The organism is Methylophaga sp. UBA2496 (assembly GCF_002341635.1).
GTDB lineage: Bacteria > Pseudomonadota > Gammaproteobacteria > Nitrosococcales > Methylophagaceae > Methylophaga.
Map to the genome: position 1 here is coordinate 609,201 of NZ_DDOK01000004.1, position 25,773 is coordinate 634,973.

Annotated in this window: 24 protein-coding genes; 14 read left to right on the forward strand and 10 right to left on the reverse strand. The window is 45.9% G+C overall.

Features of this window, described 5'->3' with window-relative positions; genetic code table 11:
• On the reverse strand, positions 1-705 hold the full coding sequence (gene flgA, locus B2W60_RS06240; RefSeq protein ID WP_292362074.1) for a flagellar basal body P-ring formation chaperone FlgA: 705 nt from the start codon (positions 703-705) through the stop codon (positions 1-3).
• Between the two features lie 128 nt (positions 706-833).
• Between flgA and B2W60_RS06245 the strand changes: the two genes are divergently transcribed.
• Entirely contained in the window at positions 834-1,781 is a 948-nt protein-coding gene (locus tag B2W60_RS06245; RefSeq protein ID WP_292362073.1) for a chemotaxis protein CheV, read from the forward strand.
• A gap of 65 nt (positions 1,782-1,846) precedes the next feature.
• On the opposite strand, the gene B2W60_RS06250 is transcribed toward B2W60_RS06245, so the two are convergent.
• The 4 genes from B2W60_RS06250 to B2W60_RS06265 are packed head-to-tail and all read right to left on the reverse strand — an operon-like array spanning position 1,847 to position 6,630.
• Positions 1,847-2,956, reverse strand: coding sequence for a DUF4340 domain-containing protein (locus tag B2W60_RS06250; protein ID WP_292362072.1), 1,110 nt, complete (start codon positions 2,954-2,956; stop codon positions 1,847-1,849).
• Positions 2,957-3,010: 54 nt separating this feature from the next.
• On the reverse strand, positions 3,011-4,924 hold the full coding sequence (locus B2W60_RS06255; RefSeq protein WP_292362071.1) for a GldG family protein: 1,914 nt from the start codon (positions 4,922-4,924) through the stop codon (positions 3,011-3,013).
• A gap of 15 nt (positions 4,925-4,939) precedes the next feature.
• Positions 4,940-5,680, reverse strand: coding sequence for an ABC transporter permease subunit (locus B2W60_RS06260; protein WP_292362070.1), 741 nt, complete (start codon positions 5,678-5,680; stop codon positions 4,940-4,942).
• Positions 5,680-6,630 (reverse strand): ABC transporter ATP-binding protein, encoded by a 951-nt coding sequence (locus B2W60_RS06265; protein WP_292362652.1) that lies wholly within the window; start codon positions 6,628-6,630, stop codon positions 5,680-5,682. Before B2W60_RS06265 ends, B2W60_RS06260 begins: the two co-directional genes overlap by 1 nt.
• A 299-nt stretch (positions 6,631-6,929) precedes the next feature.
• Between B2W60_RS06265 and B2W60_RS06270 the strand changes: the two genes are divergently transcribed.
• The 7 genes from B2W60_RS06270 (at position 6,930) to B2W60_RS06300 (ending at position 14,787) form a co-directional block, all read left to right on the forward strand.
• Positions 6,930-7,994 carry a DUF2333 family protein gene (locus B2W60_RS06270; protein ID WP_292362069.1) on the forward strand — a complete coding sequence of 355 codons (1,065 nt, stop codon included), beginning with the start codon at positions 6,930-6,932 and terminating at the stop codon, positions 7,992-7,994.
• Between the two features lie 39 nt (positions 7,995-8,033).
• On the forward strand, positions 8,034-8,381 hold the full coding sequence (locus B2W60_RS06275; RefSeq protein WP_292362068.1) for a winged helix-turn-helix domain-containing protein: 348 nt from the start codon (positions 8,034-8,036) through the stop codon (positions 8,379-8,381).
• Positions 8,382-8,474: 93 nt separating this feature from the next.
• Positions 8,475-9,281, forward strand: a complete 807-nt coding sequence (locus tag B2W60_RS06280; RefSeq protein WP_292362066.1) for a substrate-binding domain-containing protein — start codon at positions 8,475-8,477, stop codon at positions 9,279-9,281.
• 88 nt (positions 9,282-9,369) lie between these two features.
• On the forward strand, positions 9,370-11,331 hold the full coding sequence (locus B2W60_RS06285) for a TonB-dependent receptor plug domain-containing protein (protein ID WP_292362065.1): 1,962 nt from the start codon (positions 9,370-9,372) through the stop codon (positions 11,329-11,331).
• Positions 11,331-12,620: an ABC transporter substrate-binding protein gene (locus B2W60_RS06290; protein ID WP_292362064.1), complete on the forward strand. Its 1,290-nt coding sequence runs from the start codon at positions 11,331-11,333 to the stop codon at positions 12,618-12,620. The genes B2W60_RS06285 and B2W60_RS06290 overlap by 1 nt, the downstream gene beginning before the upstream one ends.
• Positions 12,617-13,963 carry a di-heme oxidoredictase family protein gene (locus tag B2W60_RS06295; RefSeq protein ID WP_292363749.1) on the forward strand — a complete coding sequence of 449 codons (1,347 nt, stop codon included), beginning with the start codon at positions 12,617-12,619 and terminating at the stop codon, positions 13,961-13,963. Before B2W60_RS06290 ends, B2W60_RS06295 begins: the two co-directional genes overlap by 4 nt.
• A 23-nt stretch (positions 13,964-13,986) precedes the next feature.
• Positions 13,987-14,787, forward strand: a complete 801-nt coding sequence (locus tag B2W60_RS06300) for a molybdate ABC transporter substrate-binding protein (protein WP_292362062.1) — start codon at positions 13,987-13,989, stop codon at positions 14,785-14,787.
• Positions 14,788-14,814: 27 nt separating this feature from the next.
• Here the strand turns inward: B2W60_RS06300 and B2W60_RS06305 are convergent, their stop codons facing one another.
• The 3 genes from B2W60_RS06305 to moaC all read right to left on the reverse strand — a co-directional run bounded on the left by B2W60_RS06305 (position 14,815) and on the right by moaC (position 18,387).
• Positions 14,815-16,140 carry an OprO/OprP family phosphate-selective porin gene (locus B2W60_RS06305; protein ID WP_292362061.1) on the reverse strand — a complete coding sequence of 442 codons (1,326 nt, stop codon included), beginning with the start codon at positions 16,138-16,140 and terminating at the stop codon, positions 14,815-14,817.
• A 297-nt stretch (positions 16,141-16,437) separates the two neighbouring features.
• The gene (locus B2W60_RS06310; protein WP_292362060.1) at positions 16,438-17,766 is read right to left on the reverse strand and encodes an OprO/OprP family phosphate-selective porin; all 1,329 of its coding nucleotides are present in this window, start codon (positions 17,764-17,766) and stop codon (positions 16,438-16,440) included.
• A gap of 141 nt (positions 17,767-17,907) precedes the next feature.
• Positions 17,908-18,387, reverse strand: a complete 480-nt coding sequence (moaC, locus tag B2W60_RS06315; protein WP_292362059.1) for a cyclic pyranopterin monophosphate synthase MoaC — start codon at positions 18,385-18,387, stop codon at positions 17,908-17,910.
• 45 nt (positions 18,388-18,432) lie between these two features.
• Between moaC and moaD the strand changes: the two genes are divergently transcribed.
• Genes moaD through B2W60_RS06330 form a run of 3 tightly spaced genes read left to right on the forward strand, consistent with a single transcriptional unit; the run spans position 18,433 to position 19,496 of the window.
• On the forward strand, positions 18,433-18,660 hold the full coding sequence (gene moaD, locus B2W60_RS06320) for a molybdopterin converting factor subunit 1 (RefSeq protein ID WP_292362058.1): 228 nt from the start codon (positions 18,433-18,435) through the stop codon (positions 18,658-18,660).
• A 2-nt stretch (positions 18,661-18,662) separates the two neighbouring features.
• The gene (locus B2W60_RS06325) at positions 18,663-19,097 is read left to right on the forward strand and encodes a molybdenum cofactor biosynthesis protein MoaE (protein WP_292362057.1); all 435 of its coding nucleotides are present in this window, start codon (positions 18,663-18,665) and stop codon (positions 19,095-19,097) included.
• A 9-nt stretch (positions 19,098-19,106) separates the two neighbouring features.
• Positions 19,107-19,496: an MAPEG family protein gene (locus B2W60_RS06330; protein WP_292362056.1), complete on the forward strand. Its 390-nt coding sequence runs from the start codon at positions 19,107-19,109 to the stop codon at positions 19,494-19,496.
• Here the strand turns inward: B2W60_RS06330 and ubiD are convergent.
• A complete protein-coding gene (gene ubiD, locus B2W60_RS06335) occupies positions 19,485-20,969 on the reverse strand; it encodes a 4-hydroxy-3-polyprenylbenzoate decarboxylase (protein ID WP_292362055.1) in 1,485 nt (494 codons plus the stop codon). The two genes, B2W60_RS06330 and ubiD, sit on opposite strands and share 12 nt — an antisense overlap.
• Before the next feature lie 95 nt (positions 20,970-21,064).
• Between ubiD and B2W60_RS06340 the strand changes: the two genes are divergently transcribed.
• The 3 genes from B2W60_RS06340 to B2W60_RS06350 all read left to right on the forward strand — a co-directional run bounded on the left by B2W60_RS06340 (position 21,065) and on the right by B2W60_RS06350 (position 23,601).
• Positions 21,065-21,991 (forward strand): hypothetical protein, encoded by a 927-nt coding sequence (locus B2W60_RS06340; RefSeq protein WP_292362054.1) that lies wholly within the window; start codon positions 21,065-21,067, stop codon positions 21,989-21,991.
• A gap of 750 nt (positions 21,992-22,741) precedes the next feature.
• Positions 22,742-23,008 (forward strand): DksA/TraR family C4-type zinc finger protein, encoded by a 267-nt coding sequence (locus tag B2W60_RS06345; RefSeq protein ID WP_292362053.1) that lies wholly within the window; start codon positions 22,742-22,744, stop codon positions 23,006-23,008.
• 176 nt (positions 23,009-23,184) lie between these two features.
• Positions 23,185-23,601: a hypothetical protein gene (locus B2W60_RS06350; protein WP_292362052.1), complete on the forward strand. Its 417-nt coding sequence runs from the start codon at positions 23,185-23,187 to the stop codon at positions 23,599-23,601.
• A gap of 49 nt (positions 23,602-23,650) precedes the next feature.
• Here B2W60_RS06350 and prlC read toward each other — a convergent pair whose 3' ends face one another.
• Positions 23,651-25,690, reverse strand: coding sequence for an oligopeptidase A (gene prlC / locus B2W60_RS06355; RefSeq protein WP_292362051.1), 2,040 nt, complete (start codon positions 25,688-25,690; stop codon positions 23,651-23,653).
• Between the last annotated feature and the right edge of the window lie 83 nt (positions 25,691-25,773).

Genomic DNA, 25,773 nt, shown 5'->3' on the forward strand with positions numbered 1-25,773 from the left:
TTACATTGTAACCCGTACCACACCCGGAGAATCGACCACTCCTTCCACCACTCGATCGGAAGACAAGTTTCTGACACGAACACGATCACCTATACCGGCATCTGCCATAGCGGTTCCCTGCATACGGACCTCCATAGTTCCCGCACTGGCTACCAGTACAATCGACTCTCCACGCTTCACCACGTTCAGAGGTCGCAAGTGGTTTTTTTGAATAACGGTCCCCATACCCAATGAATATTTGGCTTGCTGTCCAACGACAGCGGCAATATTTGCCATATAACCCTGCCGTAAATTGCCAATATCCCGTTGTTCAATACGCAGATCCTGTTCCGTCAATACATGGTTGGCAGAAACAGGCCGGGCAATAACCACCATGGGTTGCATCACCTTAATTTGCAAAGGTAAATACACCGTCCAGGCAACAGGCTGGTGGCAGCGCACACCAACGGTCACGTTACCGGCAGCGGTTATATCCCGATTACTGAAAGCCTCAAGCCCCCCCTCACAATGCTGCAAACGCAACCGGCTATCTAACGGTGTCACACTGACTTGTGGATTATTAAATCGTGTTTGAGCCTGAGCCAGAGTATAGATGAACGCGGTATGCTCTACATCCGCCAGGGATTGTAAATTGTCGGCATGCACGGAAAATGTCAATAAATTGACACATAACGCTAAACTGATGTTGCTTAAAAATTTATACATCGATTTCCCCCGGCAATAAGCACGGTAAATAAACTCACATTCAAAGCCTGCAACTTTCATTCCGATATTTACGGTTCAGAAATCAACATTACTGCCGTTATACTCTTGTAGTAATCAGGAGAATTTTTATGGCAAGCATGATTGACGGTATTGACCAACGCACACAACTTGCCGGTCAGAACCGGTTGGAACTTTTATTATTTAAGTTGGGTGGCTCACAACGTTATGGCATTAATGTGTTTAAAGTGCGCGAGGCTATTGCCTGCCCGCCTCTTACTCAAATGCCTCATTCCCACCCCGTCGTCCGTGGAGCGGCACGCATCCGGGATAAAACCATCAGCATCTTTGACTTATCTCAGGGAATTGGTAAACGTCCTGTAGTGAATCCTCAGGAAAACTTTGTCATCATTACCGAATATAACCGTAATGTTCAGGGGTTTTTGGTCAGTCAAGTCGATCGAATCGTCAATATCAGCTGGAAAGACATATTGCCACCACCTAGTGCATCGGGTTCAGCACACTACATGACTGCAGTAACCAAAATAGATAATGAGTTGATCCAGATTATTGATGTGGAAAAAGTCATGTCGGAAGTGCTGGGAATCGATGATACGGTTTCAGCTGATTTGGTTACGCGTTTCGCCCAGGCAAATGCTGAACACAAACATCATATTCTGGTGGCGGATGATTCCAGTGTTGCCCGTAATCAGATTCGTCGTACCTTGGAGCAGATTGGTGTCAGCTGTACGATTGTTAATGATGGCAAACAAGCGTTAGATCAATTGAAAGAATGGGCTGCAGAAGGCATTGATGTCGGTAAACATATCGCCATGTTGATTTCCGATATTGAAATGCCGGAGATGGATGGTTATACCCTGACGACGGCTATCCGCCAGGATCCAAGTCTGAAACATATCCGTATTCTGCTGCATACTTCAATGAGCGGCACTTTTAACAATGCTTTGGTTGAGAAAGTCGGTGCAGATAAATTTATTGCCAAGTTTGCCCCGGATGATCTGGCCATTACCGTGCAGGAATTGTTGGAAGAATGGCGGGATAAAGCTGAAGCGGAATAAGGCTGAGCAGGCACAAAAAAGCCCCTTCCGGGGCTTTTTTTATATCAATCTGTCCCTTAATTTATTTAAGGGCCAAATCCACCCGGCATAGGAATAACCTGATCCCGCTCGGTCACCATATCGGCTTTGGCGCGCATCAGATTGTTACCAACAAAGCCACCCAGACGATATACCCAAGGTTCTGCTTTCTCATTAATTTCAGCGACCTCTGCCTGTACTTGTTCAGGAGTTTTTAATTGTTCCAGACTGGCAATGGCTTCCGGTACCTCAGGAACCTCGTCAGGTGCATACTCCGCGCGGAAAGTAGAGAAGTAAAATCCGTCATTAAAGGAAGTCTCGGCGATCACTTTTAAACCATCGTAGCTTAAAAACTCTGCCCGAACGACTTCAGCATTACCTCGGGAAAAATCACTGGCCGGCTGAACATCTTCCAGACGCATCTGGTACAGCGAACCGGCAATATCGTAACCAAGCTGCTCATATCTGAAGACAGTGTTTTCACGACTCTCCGGTGTACCAAATTTATCTTTCTGGCCCAGGTTAACCAAAGTAGCAGTGTCACCATTTGGCTGAATAATATCTACTCTGGCAATCCGCTCACGTGCAATATCGACGATCTGTCCATCAATCCAGTTCAACATCATCGGACTGAATTGAAAGTAACCTTCAGCCAGATAGCTGCGTTCATCTCCGTCACGGCGGACATAAAATTGTTGCGGACCGGCCGATTCAGAACTCAAATCGCGGGGTTGCCCCAGAATCAAACCAACAATTTCCTGCTCATCGTTGTATAAATTAATGACAAAAGAACTGCCGTCATTTTCAGCGCCTTCAACCCCCAATACCGGATACAAATCAGGATCATCGGTTTTCTGCTCAAGAATACGGGCATCGGCCATATCCACCAGCATTCTTCTGACCAAAGCCTGATCAGCCGGGTAATTATGATAATCCTTTATAAACCAACCTTTTCCTTGTCGAGTCAGCGTAAATTCATCTCTTTCGCTGTGGAAAGTGATTTTATTCACATCGCTGAGCTGTTCAAACAATTCTGGAAACAACAATGAAAAATCATCGCTGGTATCCTCTGCTTTATAAATGGTTATCAACATCCAAACGACCATCACTGCAGTGATGATAGTGAGTATGGAAAGGCTATTTAGTTTTTTCAGCATCTGTAAAACCTGTCTGTTCAATTTGATACATCCGTCGTATGACGGATGCAGAATTTACGATTGGAAACGGCCACGTGAACGCTTACGCACCCTCAACCATCCGGTAATCAGTGCCAGTATCGCCACAATGATGGGTATCAAACCAATATTGATAAACTTGATCAATGCTTCCAACTGATCGATATCTTTACGCAGGTTACCTTTTACCGCCCGCAATTCTAATTCGGTACGGTCGGCAATTGCTCTGAATTCAGCAATTTCTTTCTGCTGCTCCGGTGTCGTTATTTGTTCGCCAGTGGCAGAACGATCCACCTGCATACGAGCAATACGCTGACGGGTTTGCTGTAATTTATTTTCCAGCTCACGCTCTTTGGCCCGGTAAAGTCTTTCGGCTTCACGCTGCAAGGCTTCAACCCGAACGAATGGACGGGTAAAACCGGTACGGGAGCGGACACTGATAAGCCCTTCCGAGCCAGTCAATTCTTCAATAGCGTTATGCACAAAGTCGATATTATTGGAAGTGTTAAAGGCTAAATCCCGACCATAAAAATCCTGCATGATGACCCAGAAACGGTCATCCAATAGATCGACATCAGCAATAGCAATAACATCAATCCCATCTACTGCCTGGTCGATATGGTCAGGCATTTTCACCATGGTACCGCCATCACTTTTCGCACCTTCCGGAAAGGCTGAATCAGATTGGCCAGTAATACGCACCGCTAATGGATAGCTGATAGTGCCACTCTCATATTTAGTGAGCAGCGCGACCGGATCATTACGAAATTGCACCACTCGCTTATCCACCAGCATCGCTTCATTGCTGGAACTCAATAACGGCGTGATTTTAGTTGTCGCATCATCCAACGTGATAAAGTGACCTGCTGTTGCCACGTTGATCTTGCGTAATTTAGAAGTAATGCGTTGCTCTTCATTCATGTTCTCTTCGCTGAGCGCATTCCACAACACATATTCAATCGGTTGATTATTACTGCGAGCACCAAAATCGACCTGTCGAGCCGTTTTACGATCGGCCACTACATCTGAAGCATGACGTTCCACACCCCAATTACTTAACAGCTCTGGCATATTTGAGCTTCGATTGGCAACCATTGCAGCCATCGGATTTTCAGGGTCTCTTTCCGGAACATCGACCTCCGCAAACGGATCAACGAAGGTAATTAATTTGCCACCACGCAACACATATTGATCAATGGCATATAACGTTTGTTGGGGTAATTCTTTCGGATGCACCACCATCAATAAATCAACTGATGATGGAATACGGCGAATATCTTCGGGCAGCACAGAAACATTAAACATTTCACGTAGTTTACCCATCACCGCCCATGGTTTCGCACCACCCTCAGTATCCAACTGACCTTTCAACGGATCGTAACCTTCTCCATCAATTGGCAACGAGCTCATCACCGCGACATTTTTACGTTCAACGTCTGACAATTGATAAATCATCCGGGTCAAATCGTATTCCAACACATCTTCCATTTCCGGTTGAAAGAAGCGGATCCGTTCCAGACCATCAAGAATATTGGTGCCCGCTACCCCAAAAAATAACGGATCGGTTTCACCTTCAATTGGAATCGATTGCAAACCGTATTGTTTAGCTCGCTGCTCATGGTCGGAGAACGGTTTAGGGTCAATGATTTTGACCTGTATCATGCCACCGGATGCACGCTGATACTCCATCAGCAACTCTTGAACCCTTTGGGCATAGGCTTTTAGCGAAGGCAACGCCTGAGCAACTTGCTCAGAATAATAAAAACGCAGTGTGATGGGTTCCTGTAACGATGACAAAATGTTCAAAGAACCTTCTGAAAGGGTATACAGTTTGTCTTCGGTTAAATCGACCCGGGCTGATTTGAAATTACCATTTACCACGATAATAAACGCAATAAATAGTATGACGGCCAGAACCAAACCGGTTGAAGATAATAGTTGTTTATTCATTACTGACTCGTGCTCCTAATCGGCTTTACGTGCATTCACTATCAAGGCGTTGGCAAACAACCAGATAGCGATAAGCGCTGCAAAATACAAAATGTCACGTAAATCAATTACCCCTTTGGAAATGGCATCAAAGTGGGTCAGAAAACTAAATGAACTGATGGCATCTACCAAAGGCTGTGGCGCCCAGCTGCTGAAGAAATCCAGCACAATACCGTAACCCGCAAGTACAAATATCAAACTGACAATCAGGCTGAGAACAAAAGCGATAACCTGGTTTTTAGTCACCGCTGAGACGCACGAACCAATCGCCAGAAACCCACCGGCCATCAGAAAGCTGCCAACAAAACCAGTAAAGATGACACCGTTATCGGGATTACCCAGATAATTCACGGTAATCCATAACGGGAAATTCAGAATTAATGCCAGTCCGGTAAATGCCCAGGCGGCAAAGAATTTGCCAAGCACCGCTTCAAAGACCGACACCGGCAATGTCATTAAGAGTTCAATCGATCCACTTTTACGTTCTTCGGCCCATAAGCGCATCGAGATGGCCGGGATTAACAGAATGTATAACCAGGGATGTAAAGAAAAGAATGGATAGAGGTCGGCTTCGCCACGGGCAAAGAAATTACCCACGTAAAAAGTCGAGAAACCCGCCAATAACAAAAAGATAATAATAAAAACGTAAGCAACGGGCGTGGCAAAATAACCACCGAACTCACGTTTCATGATGAACCATATATTCAGCATATTCATCATTTGACTCCTGCAGTACTAGGCAAAGTGATGCTCCGGAAAACTTCATCAAGACGTCCGCTTTCAGCGTACAGCGATACAATTTCCCAACCTTGTTCACGAATTTTTTCCGATAAGGCAATGGTGATATGCGCATTGTTCTTTGGAAATACCCGGATACCGTTACCAGTTGTCAGCGTTTCGGTATCGGCTACAAAATCCAGTGCCGATACATACTGCAGTAATTGGGTGTTATCGATTGTATTGACCGTTAATACCACCGCATTGTTATAACGTGATTTGGCTTCCAGTTCGGCAGGCGTGCCATCAAACACGACTTTACCACTGGCAATCACCACATTACGGGTACACAGGGCATTCACTTCTTCAAGAATATGCGTGGAGATGATAATCGCTTTGTCTTCTGCCATTTCGTTAATCAGGGTACGCACTTCATGTTTCTGATTCGGATCCAGACCATCGGTCGGTTCATCCATGATCAATACCGGCGGGTTATGCAATATGGCCTGTGCCAGACCGACCCGACGTTTATAACCTTTGGATAAGGTTTCAATCGGTTGATACATCACATTAAGGACCCTGGCACGTTCAGCAGCAGATGCTACAGCACGTTTTTTATCCGCACCGGACAGGCCGCGAATATCCGCAATAAATTTAAGGAAACTGTCTGGCGTCATATCCGCATAGGCTGGCGCACCTTCGGGTAAATAGCCCAGGTTGGCCTTGACCGAAATAGGATCTGCCAGAACATCATAACCACAGACTCTGACCGTACCGCGAGTGGGTGCCAGAAAACCCGTTATCATTTTCATTGTGGTGGATTTACCGGCACCATTCGGTCCGAGAAAACCAAGTACTTCGCCTTTACTGACTGAGAAGGTTACCCCATCTACAGCTCGAATCTCGCCAAAATGTTTGGCCAGATCTTCAATCTCAACTCTGAGTGTCATTTTTAAAGCGTCCCCCGCTTCATCAAAAGCATTTTCAAACCGGGCATTATTCAGCCCCATTCACTATTACGTCAAGCTTATTAAAGTAAACTTTTCAGGAAATTATCCTGCATAATTATGGGAAACCGCTCCCGAAAGGCGTCAGCGCCCGTTGACCTTACATCGCCAGCCCCGCCGTAGAAAATTTTTTCATCCAGCCGGGTGAAACATGCGATGCCTGTCCAACAGGATCTTTACATTTTATTGCTGTTAAAAATACGCTATGGTGAAATCTGACAATTAATTCTTCTGGATGTTTTATGGCCGCAAATACTTTTATTCAGCGCACTCGTCAGCGGTGGTGGAATTTTATTGATTCCTTCCGCGATCCTGACAGCCGCCGACAAATATCCAAAGCCTTATTCGTGGCAATCGCCATCATTGTGTTTTTATTCATCGTGATCATGATTTGGTGGAGTTCAGCTCCGAGTGCTTTTGACCCCAAACAAAATGCAGTCGAAATAGCCGCTGAAAAACAGCATGATCTGGTGACCGGTTACACCTCCACTGCCACACTGATTACATTAGCCAACACCTTATTGGACAAGCCTGGTGGGTATTTAACCAATGACGTCATGCCACCATCGGTATGGATGGACAATATGCCTAATTGGGAGTTCGGCGTTCTGGTCCAGATTCGCGACTATTCGCGCGCGCTACGCAACGACATCAGCCGCTCCCAGTCACAATCTGCAGAAGATAAAGACTTAATCATTGCCGAACCACAATTTAATTTTAATTCAGACTCCTGGTTATTCCCCCCGACTGAAAGTGAATATCGTGACGGTATTAAAGCGCTTGAAAGTTATTTGGCCCGGCTCGCTGACGAGCAACGTGATGAAGCGCAGTTTTATGCCCGGGCAGATAACCTTGCCGCATGGCTTGGTATCGCTGAAAAACGTTTAGGCAGTCTGTCTCAGCGTCTCAGTGCCAGTGTGGGACAGGCGCGTATTAATACTGACTTAGCCGGTGACCCCAGTGCCCACCAATCGACGGTTACCCAAAATGAAAAAATAACAAAAACACCCTGGCTTGAAATTGATGATGTGTTTTACGAAGCACGTGGTTCTATCTGGGCGATGATTCATCTGCTTAAAGCAGCAGAACATGACTTTACTGATGTATTACAGAAAAAAAATGCACTTATCAGCTTACGGCAAATTATTCGTGAACTGGAAGCCACCCAAGCCACCGTATGGAGTCCAATTATTCTCAACGGCAGCGGTTTTGGTCTGTTTGCCAATCACTCATTAGTCATGGCTTCTTATGTTTCTCGGGCCAATGCCGCTATGATTGATCTGCGTCGATTGCTTGAACAGGGGTAAAATCAGAATATCGCGGTATTCAAACAGGTTCAGCAACAGATGAGTTTTAAAACTTCGGTTAAAATCCGGCTTCACCTCAATGACAAGATCGCGTTAGGCCCGGGCAAAGCTGATTTACTGGAAGCCATTATCCAGAATGGTTCTATCTCGGCTGCCGGCCGCGCGATGAATATGTCATATAAACGCGCATGGGATCTCGTCAACACCATGAATGAGAGTTTTGTTCAGCCTATAGTAACCACCGCTAAAGGTGGCAGCCATGGCGGCGGAGCGGAAGTAACCGAACTGGGTAAACAGGTATTAACGCAATATCGGCTAGCCCAGCTTCGTGCTGAACAGGCTATTGAAGACGAAATGCTTACTTTATCCCATCAACTCAAAAACTAATATCCGGTATATACGCTGAAATATTTCGTTTACAGCCCTCGATATGTATGATGAAATACATTGAATTTTTTCCAGACATTATCGAGCATTAACATGAAACGTTTTTCGATTGTATTGATACTCAGTTTGTTTCTGACCTCTCCGCTTTACGCCGACTCTTTACTGAAATTATCAACCACCACCAGTACAGACAATACCGGTCTGTTAGGCGTGCTAAATAAAGCCTTTACTAAATCAACCGATATCAAAGTAGCTGTGATCGCTGTTGGCACTGGTCAAGCCCTGAAGCTGGGAGCAAATGGTGATGTCGATGTTGCCCTGGTGCATGCCCCGCAAGCCGAACTTGAATATGTCGAAGAAGGTTATTTCATTGATCGTCGCTACGTTATGTATAACGACTTTGTTGTAGTGGGCCCGGCCGACGATCCCGCTGACATTGCGTCTGCTAAAAACATCACTGAAGTAATGCAAAAAATTGCCGAATCCGGCAGTCGCTTTGTTTCCCGTGGCGATGATTCCGGTACGCATAAAAAAGAACTTCAACTCTGGCAAGCCGCCAATATCAGCCCATCTGGCAGCTGGTATGTGCAAGCTGGCCAGGGCATGGGCGCTGTGTTGAAAATCGCTGACGAAATGTCAGGCTATGCATTAACCGATCGTGGTACTCAGATTGCGTATCAGGAGAAAATGCAATTGAAGCTGTTGTTTGAAGGCGGATCAATGCTGTCCAATCCGTATCACATTATGGCGGTAAACCCGGAAAAACATGCCCATGTGCAATCAACTATGGCAAAACAGTACATGGATTTTATGACCAGCGAAAAAGGCAAACAGATTATTGATACTTTCACAGTAAATAATCAGCAGCTGTTTTTTACCGCCACACCACCCAATAAATAAATAAAAGTAAATATTGAAATTCTGAAGCTTAACGTTAGCTATCGATATATATACAAAAATACATTGAGAAATATAAACGGATATAAAAATGACCCCATTTAAACTAAACCTCGGCGTTATTTCGCTATCTCTGGCATGCAGCGCTATCGCCTCAGCTGATTCAAGCTTTGACTTGGGTCGCATTGAAGTCAATGCAGTGCAACCGCTTCCAGCACTGGGATCAGCAACTATTGATGCCCAGACCATGCGTGATGAAAATCGTGAGACAGTCACTGAAGCGCTGGATAGACTGCCGGGTGTCACCGCCAATAATATCGGCCCGAGAAGTGAACAGATGGTGTTTGTCCGTGGATTTGATTTGCGTCAGGTTCCGGTATTTGTTGATGGTATTCCGGTTTATATTCCATACGATGGTTATGTAGATTTAGGCCGCTTTACGACATTTGATTTAGCAGAGATCAATGTTTCAAAAAGCTTCAGCTCTGTTTTATATGGCCCTAATACACTTGGCGGTGCCATCAACTTAGTAAGTCGCAAACCCACCGAAAAACTCGAAGGGGAAATTGGAGCCGGTTATAACGTGGGTGATCGAAGTGGCAGTGATGGCAAACGTACCTGGCTGAATCTCGGCAGTAATCAAGGCCTGTGGTATGCCCAGCTGGGTGCCAGTTATCGTCAGCAAGACAGTTTTTCGCTGTCAGATGATTTTAATTCCACTGAAGCCCAGGGCGCTGGTTTGCGTAATAATGCCGATCGTAAAGATACCAAGCTCAATATCAAGCTGGGATTAACACCCAACTCAACTGATGAATACGCCATCGGCTATGTCAAACAGGACGGTGAAAAAAATACGCCTCCCTATGCCGGTGATAATCCCGATGTCCGTGTCCGTTACTGGCAATGGCCTTATTGGGATAAAGAAAGTGTTTATTTCATCAGTAATACAGCGATCGGGGATGATAGCTATATCAAGACGCGTCTGTATTACGACAGCTTTGATAATCTGCTTTCCAGTTTCGATGATGACACTTACACCACGCAAAATCGCCCTTATGCCTTTGACAGTTTTTACGATGATGAAACCTACGGTGCCAGTGTTGAATTTGGCAAAACGCTAGGCCGGCATGATGTCAAACTGGCAGCCCACTATAAGTTTGATGAACATACAGAAAACGATCTAGGCGAACCAGTCAGAACCTTTCAGGACAAGACAACCTCTTTAGCTATTGAAGACACTATTCGTCTGACCGAGAGACAATATCTGGTGGCTGGAGCAAGCTATGACAGACGCCGCAGTGATCAGGCAGATGATGTAGCAACAGGACAGCCTTTTGAGACTAATGATGCCAACTCATGGAACCCGCAGATTGGATACTTTATCGACATTGATGATCGTAATGAAGCCCGCCTGACACTGTCGAAAAAATCCCGCTTCCCCACTATTAAAGATCGCTATTCCTATCGGTTTGGCTCTGCCCTGCCTAACCCCGGACTTGATGCCGAGCAATCCCGAACCATTGAAACTGGCTGGGTACATAAAGTGGGCACCACCGCACGATTTGAGGCGGCTGTATTTTATAGTGATATCAAGGATCTGATTCAGGAAGTCAGCATTACCCCTGACCTGTTCCAGTTTCAAAATGTTGGCGAAGTGACTGCCAAAGGCTTGGAACTCAGCAGTGATTTCTGGCTTGGCGATTGGGAGTTTGGTGGTCATTACAGCTATCTGGATCGGGAAAATAAAAGCTCCGATCTCAAGCTGACAGACGTGCCCCGTCATAAGGTGTTTGTCTACGCCACCTGGCATATTACCCAACCATTCAGCGTATCGGCCACTAGCCAATATGAAAGCGAACGTGACACCACGACCGATGGTGAACGTCGAGCCGATGCCTTCACCATTGCCGGTCTTCGCGCCAGTTATGCTTTTGATAAGGGTGTGACTGCCAGAATGGGCATTGAAAACCTGTTTGATAAAAATTACGGCTATCAGGAAGGCTTCCCGGAAGCAGGCCGCACTTATTACGCTAATCTGAGTTATCAATTCTAATGCTGAAAAATCTGCATTTTTTCGCGCTGACCGGTTTGCTGATCTTCTCCGGAGCGGCAAAAGCCGTCACACTGAATGTGATGACCAGCTACCCACAACCCGTGGTCATGGTGATGCAGCAGGCGTTTGAAGAGGCTCACCCCGATATCGAACTGAATATTCTGTGGCGCAGACCGCATGATGCCCTGTCAATGTTGCTGCAAGAGGAATCTGAACAGGTTGATGTAATCTGGATGCCTTCCGTACGTACCTTTTTGAGCTTAAAAGCGCATGGAAAATTAGCACAGCTCAAAACAAACCGTGAAGGTTTGCCAATATTGCTGGGTGAAACAGCGATATCGGATCCAGAAGGTTATTTCATTGCAACGGAAGTCGCCGGATACGGCTTATTCTTTGAACCAGAAAAACTGAAACAGACCGGACTGGCCGTTCCCGATGAGTGGCAGGATCTTCTGGAAGCTGAGTGGCAGGACAATATCGCGTTACCGATTCCATCCGAAGTCAGTTTTGCCAATATGCTTATCGATCAGCTATTACAGGCTGAAGGCTGGCAAAGCGGCTGGAATCAATGGCAGCAGATTGCCGCCAATAGCCATTTAATGGGGCGTGGTGGCATGTTCACCACCGAAGCGGTTTTAGCAGGTCAGGCCAAAGTCGCTTTTACCATGGATTTTTTTGCCGCCTCCAGTATTGCCAATGGGGCCAATGGCAAGTTTATCTACCCGAAACAAACGGCTTTTAATCCGGCTCACATTGGCATTTTATCTGTCACCACTCAGCCCGAAGCAGCGAATACCTTTGTTGACTTTATTGTCTCCGAGCCAGGGCAATCGTTATTACTGCACCCCGATTTACGCAAATTACCGGTTCGCCCCAGCGTTTACAGTCAGGCGTCAAAAATGCAGAACCCATTTGCCGGCAATATCCGCCATCAATATGATTATCAAACAGGATTGCAACGACGTGAGTTCAACGCCGTGGTATTTGATGCGGCGATTACCCTGCAGCATGACAAGTTAAAACAGGCCTGGCAGCAATGGCATCAATTGCAGCAAAACGCAGATGCCGAACAACTGGCAGCATTAGCTGAAATAAAAAGCCTTTTGCAGCATTGGCCAGTAGAAGAACCGGCAATGGATAACGTGGTATTGCAAGACTGTGCCCAACGTCATGATGATGACAAAAAACAGCAAAACTGTGAGGCATTTAAATCCGAGCTTGCCCAGTCATTTGAAAGGCAATATGACAAAGCCCTCACTATGCTGGCGCAATTAACCTCCAAACCATGATCCGTCTGATAGCCCTTATCTATATGGGCGTAGTTTTGTCAGAAAGTGTGTATGCCGAGGATTTACTGGAAACCACTGAGCTAAGTCGCCGCGCATTATCCATGCCGATGCCATTTTTGAATAGTGATCAGCAACTCGGACAATTTGCCGCTGGTCGCAGTCTGTTTAATCAGATGTGGGTGATTGCCCCATCAAATGATGAAGAAATTGATGGCCTGGGACCACTGTATAACAGCATTTCCTGCTTAGCCTGTCATGCCGGAAATGGTCGTGGCCGGGCGCCCGATGGTCCGACAGAAAAAATGCGTTCGATGCTGGTCCGACTTAGTATTCCGGGCGAGAATCCTTTTCATAGCGAACCACACCCGGTTTACGGTGGGCAATTACAGGAATTTGCTGTCCCCGGTGTGCCCGCAGAGGGCAGAGCCGAAGTTCATTATGAATATTCCAGCATCACACTCAGTGAGGGTGAAACGCTCACTATACGGAAACCATCGATTCAGCTGGTCAATCCTGGCTATGGTGAGTTTGGTGAGGTACTGACATCAGCACGGATTGGCCCGGCTTTAGTGGGAATGGGACTGATTGAGATGATTGATAAACAGGAAATTCTCAGCTGGCAGGATCCTGATGATAAAAATGCGGATGGCATTTCCGGACGAGTAAATTGGATAATCGATGAAGCGAGACAAACCCGGCATGTGGGACGGTTTGGCTATAAAGCCAATATTGCGACTTTAGATGAACAAATTGCCAGTGCGTTTCAGGCGGATTTAGGTCTCACATCAGCATTATTTCCTGAAGAAAACTGCAGTAGCGTTCAAACTGACTGCCAGCAAGCTGTTTCGGGGGGTGAGCCGGAACTCACAGCAGAACAATTACAAGCGGTGAGTTTTTACTTACAGTTTCTGGCCGTGCCGGCGCCACGGGATCAATCTGAACCTGAAGTAATTCGGGGTCGAGCAGTATTTGACGAGGCAGGTTGTACAGCCTGTCATCGTCCACAGCTCAAAACGTCTTTAACAGCCAAACCTGCAGCATTTGCCAATCGACTTATAGCACCTTATAGCGATTTTCTTTTGCATGATATGGGGGAAGAACTGTCCGATCATCGTCCTGATAATGGCGCCAGAGGATCGGAGTGGCGAACGTCACCATTATGGGGAATCGGGCTTGCAGAAAAGGTTGGTGACAAGGTCGGATATTTACATGATGGTCGGGCCACAACCTTGCTGGAAGCTATTCTCTGGCATGGCGGTGAAGCTCAAAAGAGTCGAGATGCGGTGATCACTATGCCTAAAGCGGATCGTGATGCTTTACTGCAATTTCTCAACGCTTTGTAGAAAAAAAGATGATGAAAACACACATGACCACTCAAACAATGTTGCGAATATTCTGGGTGATAATGATGATTGCACCACTCAATACGGCAAGGGCTGAGGGCATAACGCTATATGCCGCAGGTAGCCTGAAAACTGCTCTCGGCGAAGTATTGACGGCGTACAGACAACAGCATGGTATTGCGATTACCAGTCAGTTCGGACCGAGTGGGATCTTAAGAGAAGCCATTGAAACTGGGGAAAATGTTGATATCTTTGTCTCGGCGAATATGTCACATCCACAAACTCTCGCCGCTCAAGGCTGGGGAGAAACAGTAACGCTAGTGACCCGGAATCAACTGTGCGCCTTGGCTCAACCTGAAATTGAACTGACCACCAACAATTTTTTGGAAACGCTGCTCGATAAAAATATCCGGTTAGGGACTTCAACACCAAAATCCGATCCCAGTGGTGACTATGCCTGGGAACTGTTTCACCAAGCCGAAAAGAGTCATCCGGGTAGTTTAAAGTTACTGAGCAACAAAGCCCAGCAACTGACTGGCGGACCAGACAGCCCCAAAGCTCCGGAAAACCAAAATCAATATGCCTGGGTAATGCAACAAAACAACGTGGATGTATTTCTGACTTATTGCACTAATGCGGTATTGGCCCAACAAGAGCTGCCTGAGCTGCAGATAATCCAACTGCCAGAAAACCTTTCAGTCGGCGCGGAATATGGACTGATTATCCGTCATGGTGCATCGGCTGCAACCCAAAAACTGGCGATGTATCTGCTCAGCCCCGAAGGACAGAGCAGATTACATCGCCATGGCTTTACTGCTAAGTAATACGTTATTGATGGTTAAGGCTATATTTTAGAAAGCCCACTGACTGCGAACCTGGAACACATTAGGTTTCTTGCCATCATAGAGTGGCCCACCGTCAATATCCAATACATGCACATAATTCGCTGAGAAACGTAACATCGGCACCGGATACCAGTTCAGACCCAGCGTCATTGAATCGGCTTCGCCGCCATTAATCGCTCCATCATTCAAATCCAGTGAGCTGTATCGCATGGCCACTTCCCAGGCACCGATGCCACCATCACCCAGGCGACGATTAGGTTTAATGCCACCAAATACGCCGTTTTTATAAGGTCGGGATTCTCCGGTAAGTAAATAACTGCTCTGCACATACCAGCCATCAAAGTCGGCATCACTGATATTGTCACGATCCACTGAGGCGCGGATATATTCTGCCTGGGCAGTAAAAGGCCCCATTACCGTGGCGAGTTCCAGACCTGATTTCAGCATACTGTCGGCATTATCCAGCACTGACGTATCAACAATTCGCACACCGGAAACATTGGATTCCGCAGCCTGACTGAAACGTACTTCATTACTCGGTTGCAAATCACGATAATTTAAACCCAGACCAAAATGCAGCAGTTTACCGGGTTCATTGATTGGCGACAGGGTGCCACGTGAACTCCAGCCCCAACCTTCATCTTCATCACCGCCGGTATTACTAACCGTGTCACCAAACACACCCGCTGCCAATGTCCAATACTGACTATTACGAGCGCCCATCACGCCGATATGCCGTCCGGCATTAAAGGCTGTGGGTAAAGCACGTTCCATAAACATGGTGTTATTGGCACTGATCATATAATCCAGACTGAACGGATCTTTAAAATTACCGACCATGATTTGATAGTTTTCAAACCCGTTATAACTAATGAACGCATCCGTAATACTGTCATTATCAAATTCATATTCGAGTTTATATCCCCAGTCACGATATAAAGTACCTGAGAGATATAACCGGGCACGCCGGATATCGGTTCCATCCCCCATATCCGGCGAACCGCCATAAGTAGCAGCATCAACCTGAACACGGCCACCGACTTTGGTTGAAAACTGGCCATCGCGGGTTTTCAGTGTTAACCCGCCATTTGTGGATATTTCTACATCAGAAGGTTTGGTCGCTTCAGCCAGCTTTTCATCAAGCTCGGCTTGTTGTTGTTCATTGGTTTTTTTGTTTTCTGCCAGTTCATCCATTAACCGACCGTATTGTTCATCGGTCACCATGCCGTTTTCGTGCAGCATATTAATCAGTGTTTCCAGCTCGGAGGCCTGGGTGGAAAAACTCAGAGATAAACCTATGGCGGCCGCCAACAGGTGTTTTTTAGATAGCATGTTAAAGTCCCTCAAAATGGATACGATAAAAATTCTGTAATATTATCGTCACATTCCGGGATCTTCTTAATTATTTTTTTATTAAAAACAGATTTATTTTTAATAATTGTGATGGACTACTTAATAAATACTTATAATAAATTAATCCATTGTTTTTAATGAATATATTAACTAAATTTAGTGAGAATCCGCTTTAATTTTATGTTATTGACACCACAATTCGTTTCTCTTAAAAATATAGGTAACGTGAGCAGTGACATTCGTTATTGAAGCGCCTTAAGCAATTGTAATATTTGTCTAAAAAGCCCACTGACTTCGCACCAGAAAGATACGTTGTTCCTGACCATCATTGGGTCCCCCGCTGACGTTCAGCACATCAATGTAGTTGGCTGAAAACCTCAGCATCGGTACCGGATACCAATTCACCCCATACGTGATGTTCTGAATTTCCCCCCCATCAATCAGTTTGTCATTCAGATCCAGGCTGCTGTAACGCAAGGTTAATTCCCACGCGCCGATACCACCATCGCCTAAACGCTTATTAGGCGAAGGGCTGCCAAAATCGCCACGCTGGTAATTTAATGAGTCATCGGTCAGGAAGAAGCCGGTTTGGAAATGCCAGCCGCTGAATTTCAAATCGTCAGCACTGCTACGTTCAACGGTGGTTAATACATATTCAGATTGCGCCGACAACCGACCATTTATCATCGCCCACTCTGCGCCGTAACGGGTAAAACTATCCGTATTAAAAATCTCACCGGTATCAACAATATTATTGCCGGCAACTCTGGCTTCTGGTTCATCACTGAACTCGATGACACCAACATCTTCAACATTGCGGTACATGCTGGCGATACCAAAATGCAGTAATTTATCTTTTTCGTTATTAATCGGAGCAACCGTAAAGCGGGCTCCGACTCCCCAGCCTTCATCGACAATCGGATTCTGCCGGGTCGCTGTTTCGCCAAACAAACCGGCGGCAGCAGTCCAGTGCTGTTTTTTGGTATCGGCCATAACACCGATATAACGATCGCCACCAAAGGCACCCAATAAACTACGTTCTATCAATTGCGAGTTACTGGAGCTGCTACGGTATTGCAGTTGGAACGGGATCTCCATCAGACCTACCCGTAAACGGGTATCTTCAAACCCCAGATAAGATATAAATGAATCACGCATTTTGCCGCCGTCGGCAAAATCATAATCAAGCTGAAAACCCCAATCCCGATACATACGTCCGGTCCAGGCCAGTCTGGCACGGCGGATATTGGTGCCATCACCCATTTCCGGATCGCCTTTGTAATCGGCTGCATCGATCATCAAACGGCCACGTAAACGGGTCTCAAACTCACCATCGGTCGTTCTGACACGCAGGCCACCTTTAGTAGTGACTTCCACTTCCGGCGGCTGCGTGGCTAATTCAAGTTTTTCGACAATTTCCTGTTTTTCTTTTGCTGATTTCTGTTGGTTCTGTTCCAGCTCTGCTAACAAACGACCATATTGTTCTTCGCTAACCATGCCATTTTCATGCAACATATCGATCAATAGGCGTAATTCTGAGGCTTGGCTGACCATAGGCAAAGCGAGAAACACGGCGAAAACCAGTTTTAAAATCAAATGAGGCATAAATGAACTCAGCATTAAGTTGAACTGATCGGGAGGTTATACCCTCTCGAACATAGGAAAAATTCCTATACGTAGTTTAGAGGACAGATACTGAATTCAAACTTAATTTTGAAAATTACATTGTGGACAGAGCAACGTTTTTTAAACAAAACGTTGCCAGTGACCGGATTTACCGCCAGCTTTTTCCAACAGACAGACATCGGTGATCACCATGCCGCGATCCACGGCTTTACACATATCGTAGATAGTCAACAGCGCCACTTGTACCGCAGTAAGTGCTTCCATTTCCACTCCGGTTTGGCCAGAGGTAGCGACTTCAGCCTGACAATTCACGGCATTATTAGCTGCATCCATTACAAACTCGACAGATACTTTGGTTAACGCCAGTGGATGACACAGTGGAATCAAATCCGAGGTGCGTTTGGCCGCCATAATGCCGGCAATGCGGGCAATGCCCAGGACATCCCCTTTTTTATGATTGCCCTGCTCAATCAATTTCAGGGTTTCCGGCAACATGATAATCCGGCCAGTAGCGATGGCCTTGCGCTGTGTCACGGCTTTATCGCCAACATCGACCATATGCGCTTCACCGGCCTGATTAAAATGCGTTAACTCTGCCATTTTGGGTGTTATCCTTATGTTTTAAACAAGGAAACAATCAACCAGATGTCTATTCAAGTCAAATTTTTTGCCAGTCTGCGTGAAAGTCTGGGACAGAGTGAGACTACGGTAGAACAGGCCTCTACTGTTACCGAAGTCTGGGATCTGGCAACCCAGTCCGCCACGCCCCCCAATAATCTGCTGGTCGCCGTTAATCTTGACTACGCCAATATGCAAAGTCAGGTGAAAGACGGTGATGAGGTCGCTTTTTTCCCACCGGTCACCGGAGGTTAATTATGGCCACGCATATTCTCGATGAAGACTTTCAGCCTTATCAATGGCTCAGTGAGTTTTCGCAGCAGATGCCTGCGGGCAGAGATGGCGCAGCCGCCAGCTTTATCGGAACCATGCGTGATTATAATGATGACGCTACCGTCAGAACCATGACGCTGGAACATTATCCCGCCATGACTCAGCGTTATCTCGAACAATTGGAAAAACAGGCTAAAACCGACTGGCCGTTAAATGATTGTTTGATCGTGCATCGCGTCGGTGAAGTGTTTCCCGGTGAAGCCATAGTATTAATCGGCTGCTGGTCAGCCCATCGCCGTGCCGCTCTGGATGCCTGCAACTGGCTGATTGAAGAGCTGAAATATAAAGCGCCGTTCTGGAAAAAAGAACAGAACCCGAGTGGCGAACGCTGGGTGGAATCCAATACCGACGGTTTATAGGAGCTGACTATGATTACCGGAATTTATGCCGCATTGGCTGCGTTGATGGTAGTCACTTTAGCTCGCAATGTGATCGGCCTGCGAAGGCAACATAAAGTGGCTTTAGGCGATGGCGGACATCAGGATTTACTCGCGGCCATTCGCGCCCATGCCAATGCCATTGAATATCTGCCGATTGGTTTGCTGCTGTTATTACTATTGGAACTCAGTCAAGGACCAGCCTGGTTAATTCATTCACTGGGCAGCCTGTTTATTATCGGTCGAATGATTCACGCCAATGGCGTCAGAAAAGCCATCATTCCCCGACGGATTATTGGTATGCAATTCACCATCTGGCTGCTGATCATTATGGCCGTGTTGAATCTGTTGGCTTTTGTCGGTATTCAATTACCGGGCTGAGTCGTCGTCATCCAATCCCAACTCTGACCAAATCGCATCAACCCGAGCGACAATCGCCGGATCTTTCTCAATTGGCCTGCCCCACTCGCGGTTGGTTTCGCCGGGCAGTTTATTGGTGGCATCCATCCCCATTTTGGAACCAAGCCCTGATACCGGTGAAGCAAAATCCAGATAATCAATCGGCGTGTTTTCTATTAAAACCGTATCCCGAGCCGGATCCATCCGTGTGGTAATGGCCCAAATCACATCCTGCCAATCGCGCACGTTCACATCATCATCGACGACGATAACGAATTTTGTATACATAAACTGCCGTAAAAATGACCAGACACCCATCATCACCCGCTTGGCATGACCGGCATATTGTTTTTTCATGCTGACCACGGCCATCCGATATGAACAGCCTTCGGGCGGCAAATAAAAATCGACAATCTCTGGAAATTGCTTCTGCAGAATCGGTACAAATACTTCATTGAGTGCCACACCTAAAATCGCCGGTTCATCAGGTGGACGACCGGTATAAGTGCTGTGATAAATCGGGTTTTTACGCTGAGTAATTCGCTCAATGGTAAATACCGGAAAGCTGTCGATTTCATTGTAATAACCCGTGTGATCACCATACGGCCCTTCCGGTGCCATATCATCCGGGTAGATAAAGCCTTCCAATACAATCTCGGCTTGGGCAGGCACTTGCAAATCACTGCCGATACATTTCACTAACTCGGTTTTGCTACCGCGTAGCAGACCAGCAAACGCATATTCAGAAAGCGTGTCTGGAACGGGGGTCACCGCACCTAAGATAGTCGCCGGATCACAGCCCAGCACCACAGCGATTGGAAACGGTTCGCCAGGATGCGTTTGCTGCCATTCTTTAAAATCCAGTGCCCCACCACGATGCGATAACCAACGCATGATCACCCGGTTTTTACCAATAACCTGCTGCCGATAAATACCTAAATTCTGCCGGGTTTTATGCGGCCCTTTGGTGACCACCAAACCCCAGGTAATTAAAGGTGCCGCATCTTCCGACCAGCACAGTTGAATTGGATATTCACCCAGATCAATGTCATCGCCTTCAATCACCTGCTCCTGACAAGGGGCTTTTTTCACCACCTTCGGGCCCATATTCAAAACCTGACGAAAGATCGGCAACTTATCCCAGGCGTCTTTCATACCTTTCGGTGGTTCAGGCTCTTTTAGAAAAGCCAGTAACTTGCCGACTTCACGTAACGCCTCAACCGAATCCTCACCCATGCCCAGCGCCACCCGTTTAGGTGTACCAAACAGATTAGCCAATACTGGAATCTTGCTACCCTTCGGGTTCTCAAACAGAATCGCCGGACCACCAGCACGCAATACCCGATCACAAATCTCCGTCATCTCTAGGTGGGGATCTACCTCGGTTGTTATGCGTTTTAGTTCTCCCTGTTTTTCCAGGTTGGTGATGAAGTCTCTTAGGTCGGTGTATTTCATTCTATTAGATGTTTTTATTGAATTAGTTGTAGCTTAACAGCTTTACCAATTAGTTTGATAAGATTGGACTTCATCTCAAAACAGGTAGAAATGATGTGTTGAGTGATAGGGATATTAAACATCGCTTTGTAAATCGGGAAGGTATATACAAAGAAGGTGGAACATTAATTCACTTAACGATCAGTGATATTCAAAGTATAAATAAATCATTGAGTGTTACTTGTAGATTCCACAGTACTCCAGGTTTCAGCAATATCACTACAAGCAATTTTTTATTCACCGATATGTATCCAGATGGATTTCAACTATCTGGATCAGGGTACGGCTTTGGAACAATTCGATTAATTACCGACATAGAATCTCTAAAAAAGGACTACACAAAAATACATTCTCTTGAACATTCGAACAATCCAGAATCAACTTGGCCATCTGAAAATACCGGAGAAAATCTAAAAAAAATTTTTAGGGCGACTGTTTTTCATCATAAAACGAGATTTAGCATACCGAGTTTAATTCAAAGGAAGCTCAAAAAACCTGATGAAGAATATATCAACGAAATAATAGATAAAGTCTATTTTGAAAAACCTGATTCATTTATTAAATGGCCTAAAAATAAAATTATTTTCATGCCTGATGCTGTACGTCAAAAATTTCATGTTTACAGCAATGAGCAATTACTTACTTTAAAAACTGCTGGTATATCTCCTGACCGTCGTTCAAATGGTCCAGCAATTATGGCTTTTTTGCTCGCAGGAGGTGAAAGACCAATTCGTGATAATGGCCATGGCTGGAGTATTCATCATATCTATGATGGCAAGCGGCCATTCCCAAACTCTGGCGCATCTAAAGTATGTCATGCTGTAAAAGAACATGGCCACTTTACTAACTCAGCCGGTCTTGTAGCGTTACATCCAATAGCTGATGGAATCGCATCAGAATCCTCTTATTTTGCATGGCTATTGAGGTTGGAAGCTTATAAACGGTTTTTATATGACCCTAATAAAGTATTTTCAATAATGTAGTTCACATCATTAAGTTTATCCGATGCACTGCCAAAGTGAATCAGGGAGAAAAGAACAGGTGTTCGGTCATTTTATTATAAGCCCCCTAATCCCGTTATATGGTGACGAGTAGCGACTTTTTGTCAGGAATAGAAACTTGCCTGTCTGATTCATGGCATCCATGCCACTCACCCTTTTAGCGCGTCCGGCGTCCAAATTTGTTCCAGACAAATTTGTCGCTTCGGTCAAACAACCGTTATGCTGATACGAGCAGCTTTGCGATGCTCGGCTTCGCATAAGGACATTATCAACGCTTTTCGTAGGTTGGCGCTGAGTTTACGAAGCCCAACATTATTAAAATTCACGTCAAGATTGTTGGGCTTCATTGCATTCAGCCCAACCTACAGCCACTCCCTAAATCCCCTTTTGTGTTGCCGATAAAAATGGTTATCTCAGGATAAGAAATCGGAATGTCTGAGCGCAGCGAGTTTTTTCGATTTCCCTGAGATAGCCATTTTTATCGGGGAGCCGCAGGCCAACACAAGGGGTGCCCTGGGGTTGTTAGGGGAATGGGCACGCATTCCCCTGACTCGACATAAAGTCGAAACAAAATAGTTATAGAACAAAAGCTATTGTTGGGTTTCTCCAGTTCAACCCAACCTACCCTTGAAATACAATCCATCTTTATCATCTTACCTTTTAAAGCAACCACCCCAATATAGGTTTAATATGCTTAAATAAATCTGTGAAGTCAGTCAGTTGGAGGTTGTTATGGCTGGAGGATGGTCTCGTGATGGCGCGGTGCAGGATCAGATTGATGCCAGTGTTGAAGACGGTATTCAACAGGCACGTTCCCGTTTACCTAAAGGCGAAAGCCTGACGCATTGTGAAGAGTGCGATAAGGAAATCCCTCAGGCACGCCGTGAGGCGGTGCCAGGTGTTCGCCTCTGCGTGAAATGTCAGGAAATGATTGATAAGGAAAACAAGACTGCCAGTCTGTTTAACCGACGTGGCAGTAAAGACAGTCAATTACGTTAGGCGCATTTCAACGTTATAAAAGAGCACTTCGGTGCTCTTTTGCTTTTCAGTACTGCATTGTGTAAAGCTGTGCTGTGGATTTATTTTGCAGTTCACAAGAATTTGATATTAGCCAGTTTAAAGTCTGACATTGAAAGACTGGTGCTTTATCTGGCCCACTTTTAGAGAAATATAAAATGAAAAAATTATTACTGGCATTACCTTTTATCTTTGCTGCGCAATTAGCTCTGGCAATTGATGAGCAGGATGAAAAAAACTATACAACAAACTACACCACACAATTAAAACCTATGGTTGTGCAGCAGTTGAATGCTGCCAGACCGGAAATGACGGCAACCGCTGTTGAGTCAGAAGCCAATGCCTATGTCATGAGAATGGCGAGTTGCCAGTTGAATGCCTTAAAAGATTTCCCGGAAGTTTATCGTGACAAAGCCATTTTGCCGGTAGCAGGGGGAGCAGATTTAGCTCAAACAACTCAAAACCTGAACCAAACCATTCTGCAGGATATTGAAGCGGACAAGCTAACCAAAGATCAGGCAACAAGAATGATTGTCACTGCTCAGGAATCCGTACAAATTTGTATGAATTCGTAAAAGTCAGATTCCTGAGTTCATAAAAAAGGGCCTTTCGGCCCTTTTTTGTTTATGCGGCAATTCCGGTATGACGCAAAAGCGCATCTATCTGCGGTTCACGTCCACGGAATTCAATAAAAAGTTCCATCGGTTCGCGGCTGCCGCCCTGCTCCAGAATGGCTTCCAGGAATTCCAGACCGGTTTGCCGATCAAAAATGCCCTTCTCTTCAAACTTGGAGAAGGCATCTGCTGACAACACTTCTGCCCATTTGTAGCTGTAATACCCTGCGGCATACCCACCAGCAAAGATGTGGGCAAAGCTGTGAGCAAAACGATTGAATTTGGGTGGCTTGACCACGGTCACTTCATTACGAACCTGTTCAAGAATTTTCTCGACCTGATTCGGCTGATTCGGATCAAATTCCAGATGCAAACGGAAATCAAATAACGAGAATTCCAGCTGACGTAACATCATCATCGCGGACTGGAAGTTACGTGCAGCGATCATTTTGTCGAACAATTCATCAGGTAGTTTTTCACCGGTCTGGTAATGGCCGGAAATCAAATCCAGCGCCTCACGTTCCCAACACCAGTTTTCCATAAACTGGCTTGGCAATTCAACAGCATCCCAAGCCACACCATTGATACCGGAGACACCGGCATATTCAATTTTGGTCAACATATGATGCAGGCCATGACCGAATTCATGGAACAGTGTTGTCACTTCATCATGGGTGAACAAAGCTGGTTTATCCCCGACGGGCTCAGAAAAATTACAAGTCAAAAAGGCGACAGGAATCTCAATGCCATTGGTTGTACGACGGCGTGCCTTGCATTCATCCATCCATGCACCACCACGTTTATGTTGGCGGGCATATAAATCCAGATAAAACTGAGCACGAACGCTGCCGTCTTCAGCAACAATTTCAAAAAAGCGCACGTCTTTATGCCAGACATCCACATCATTACGTTCGCGAATATCCAGACCATATAGACGATTCACCACGGCAAACAGACCACTGACCACTTTGTCTTCCGGGAAGTACGGTTTGAGTTCTTCCTGTGAAATCGAATAACGCTGCTGACGCAGTTTCTCAGCAAAATACGTGACATCCCAGGCTTCCAGCTGGCCTTGATCGGCAGTCACTTTGGCAAAAGCCCGTAATTCGGCATATTCATTTTCGGCAATCGGTTTGGAACGCTTGGCCAGATCTTGCAGGAAATCCAGAACCTGTTGCGGTGACTGGGCCATTTTGGTGGCCAAAGAACGTTCGGCGTGATTGGCAAACCCCAACAGGTTAGCCAGTTGATGACGCAAGTTCAGAATATCCAGCATCACTTCGGTGTTATCCCATTTGCCGGCATTCGGACCTTGGTCTGAGGCTTTGGTGGCAAACGCGGTATACATTTCCTCACGCAATTCACGATTATCAGCGTAAGACATCACCGGCATATACGATGGGAAATCCAGGGTAAACAACCAACCTTCCTCGCCTTCTCGCTTGGCCATTTGCTCGGCCATTTCAATAGTGGATGGCGGTAAACCGGATAATAATGACTCATCGGTGATCAGCTTGCGCCAGGCGTGGGTGGCATCCAGCAGATTTTCTTCAAATTTGGCGGTGCGTTCAGTCATTTGCTGTGACAGTTTTTTAAACTCATCACGTTGTTGCTGATCCAGCTCAACACCGGACAAACGAAAATCACGCACGGCGTTATCAATAACTTTTTTCTGTGCCGTATCCAATTTCTGATATTCAGCGCCTTCGGCAATGGCTTTATAGGCTTGATACAGCGTTTCATTCTGGCCCAATTCGGTAGAAAACTCGCTGAGTTTTGGCAGACAGGCGTTGTAAGCCTGACGAAGTTCTTCTGAGTTGACCACCGAATTCATATGACTGACTGGTGACCAGACACTGTCAATCAGGGCATCCATATCTTCCATTGGTTGTACCAGGGTTTCCCAGGTGGGCTCTGTCAGTGTGCTTAAAATCGTGTCGATTTTATTGCGTGCGGTGCTCAACGCATGATCAATTGCGGGCTCAACATGCTCGGCTTTAATGGCGGAAAATGGTGGTAAATGGTGATTTTCCAATAGTGGGTTGGTCATATTTATGTCCTGATTAAGTTCGGTATCGCCCGCAGTATGGTGCGTGGAGTTTGTGTCATGGTAACGCAACAAAACAGTCATCA

Bases quoted from the DNA above. Each gene is read 5' to 3' on its own strand.
- B2W60_RS06330 (WP_292362056.1), top strand. From the start codon at position 19,107: ATGATTACCGGAATTTATGCCGCATTGGCTGCGTTGATGGTAGTCACT.
- B2W60_RS06275 (WP_292362068.1), top strand. From the start codon at position 8,034: ATGAGTTTTAAAACTTCGGTTAAAATCCGGCTTCACCTCAATGACAAG.
- B2W60_RS06285 (WP_292362065.1), top strand. From the start codon at position 9,370: ATGACCCCATTTAAACTAAACCTCGGCGTTATTTCGCTATCTCTGGCA.
- moaD (WP_292362058.1), top strand. From the start codon at position 18,433: ATGTCTATTCAAGTCAAATTTTTTGCCAGTCTGCGTGAAAGTCTGGGA.
- B2W60_RS06300 (WP_292362062.1), top strand. From the start codon at position 13,987: ATGACCACTCAAACAATGTTGCGAATATTCTGGGTGATAATGATGATT.
- B2W60_RS06250 (WP_292362072.1), bottom strand. From the start codon at position 2,956: ATGCTGAAAAAACTAAATAGCCTTTCCATACTCACTATCATCACTGCA.
- moaC (WP_292362059.1), bottom strand. From the start codon at position 18,387: ATGGCAGAGTTAACGCATTTTAATCAGGCCGGTGAAGCGCATATGGTC.
- prlC (WP_292362051.1), bottom strand. From the start codon at position 25,690: ATGACCAACCCACTATTGGAAAATCACCATTTACCACCATTTTCCGCC.
- ubiD (WP_292362055.1), bottom strand. From the start codon at position 20,969: ATGAAATACACCGACCTAAGAGACTTCATCACCAACCTGGAAAAACAG.
- B2W60_RS06345 (WP_292362053.1), top strand. From the start codon at position 22,742: ATGGCTGGAGGATGGTCTCGTGATGGCGCGGTGCAGGATCAGATTGAT.
- B2W60_RS06310 (WP_292362060.1), bottom strand. From the start codon at position 17,766: ATGCCTCATTTGATTTTAAAACTGGTTTTCGCCGTGTTTCTCGCTTTG.
- B2W60_RS06305 (WP_292362061.1), bottom strand. From the start codon at position 16,140: ATGCTATCTAAAAAACACCTGTTGGCGGCCGCCATAGGTTTATCTCTG.
- B2W60_RS06295 (WP_292363749.1), top strand. From the start codon at position 12,617: ATGATCCGTCTGATAGCCCTTATCTATATGGGCGTAGTTTTGTCAGAA.
- B2W60_RS06280 (WP_292362066.1), top strand. From the start codon at position 8,475: ATGAAACGTTTTTCGATTGTATTGATACTCAGTTTGTTTCTGACCTCT.
- B2W60_RS06245 (WP_292362073.1), top strand. From the start codon at position 834: ATGGCAAGCATGATTGACGGTATTGACCAACGCACACAACTTGCCGGT.
- B2W60_RS06350 (WP_292362052.1), top strand. From the start codon at position 23,185: ATGAAAAAATTATTACTGGCATTACCTTTTATCTTTGCTGCGCAATTA.
- B2W60_RS06290 (WP_292362064.1), top strand. From the start codon at position 11,331: ATGCTGAAAAATCTGCATTTTTTCGCGCTGACCGGTTTGCTGATCTTC.
- B2W60_RS06255 (WP_292362071.1), bottom strand. From the start codon at position 4,924: ATGAATAAACAACTATTATCTTCAACCGGTTTGGTTCTGGCCGTCATA.
- B2W60_RS06265 (WP_292362652.1), bottom strand. From the start codon at position 6,630: ATGACACTCAGAGTTGAGATTGAAGATCTGGCCAAACATTTTGGCGAG.
- B2W60_RS06270 (WP_292362069.1), top strand. From the start codon at position 6,930: ATGGCCGCAAATACTTTTATTCAGCGCACTCGTCAGCGGTGGTGGAAT.
- B2W60_RS06260 (WP_292362070.1), bottom strand. From the start codon at position 5,680: ATGAATATGCTGAATATATGGTTCATCATGAAACGTGAGTTCGGTGGT.
- B2W60_RS06325 (WP_292362057.1), top strand. From the start codon at position 18,663: ATGGCCACGCATATTCTCGATGAAGACTTTCAGCCTTATCAATGGCTC.
- flgA (WP_292362074.1), bottom strand. From the start codon at position 705: ATGTATAAATTTTTAAGCAACATCAGTTTAGCGTTATGTGTCAATTTA.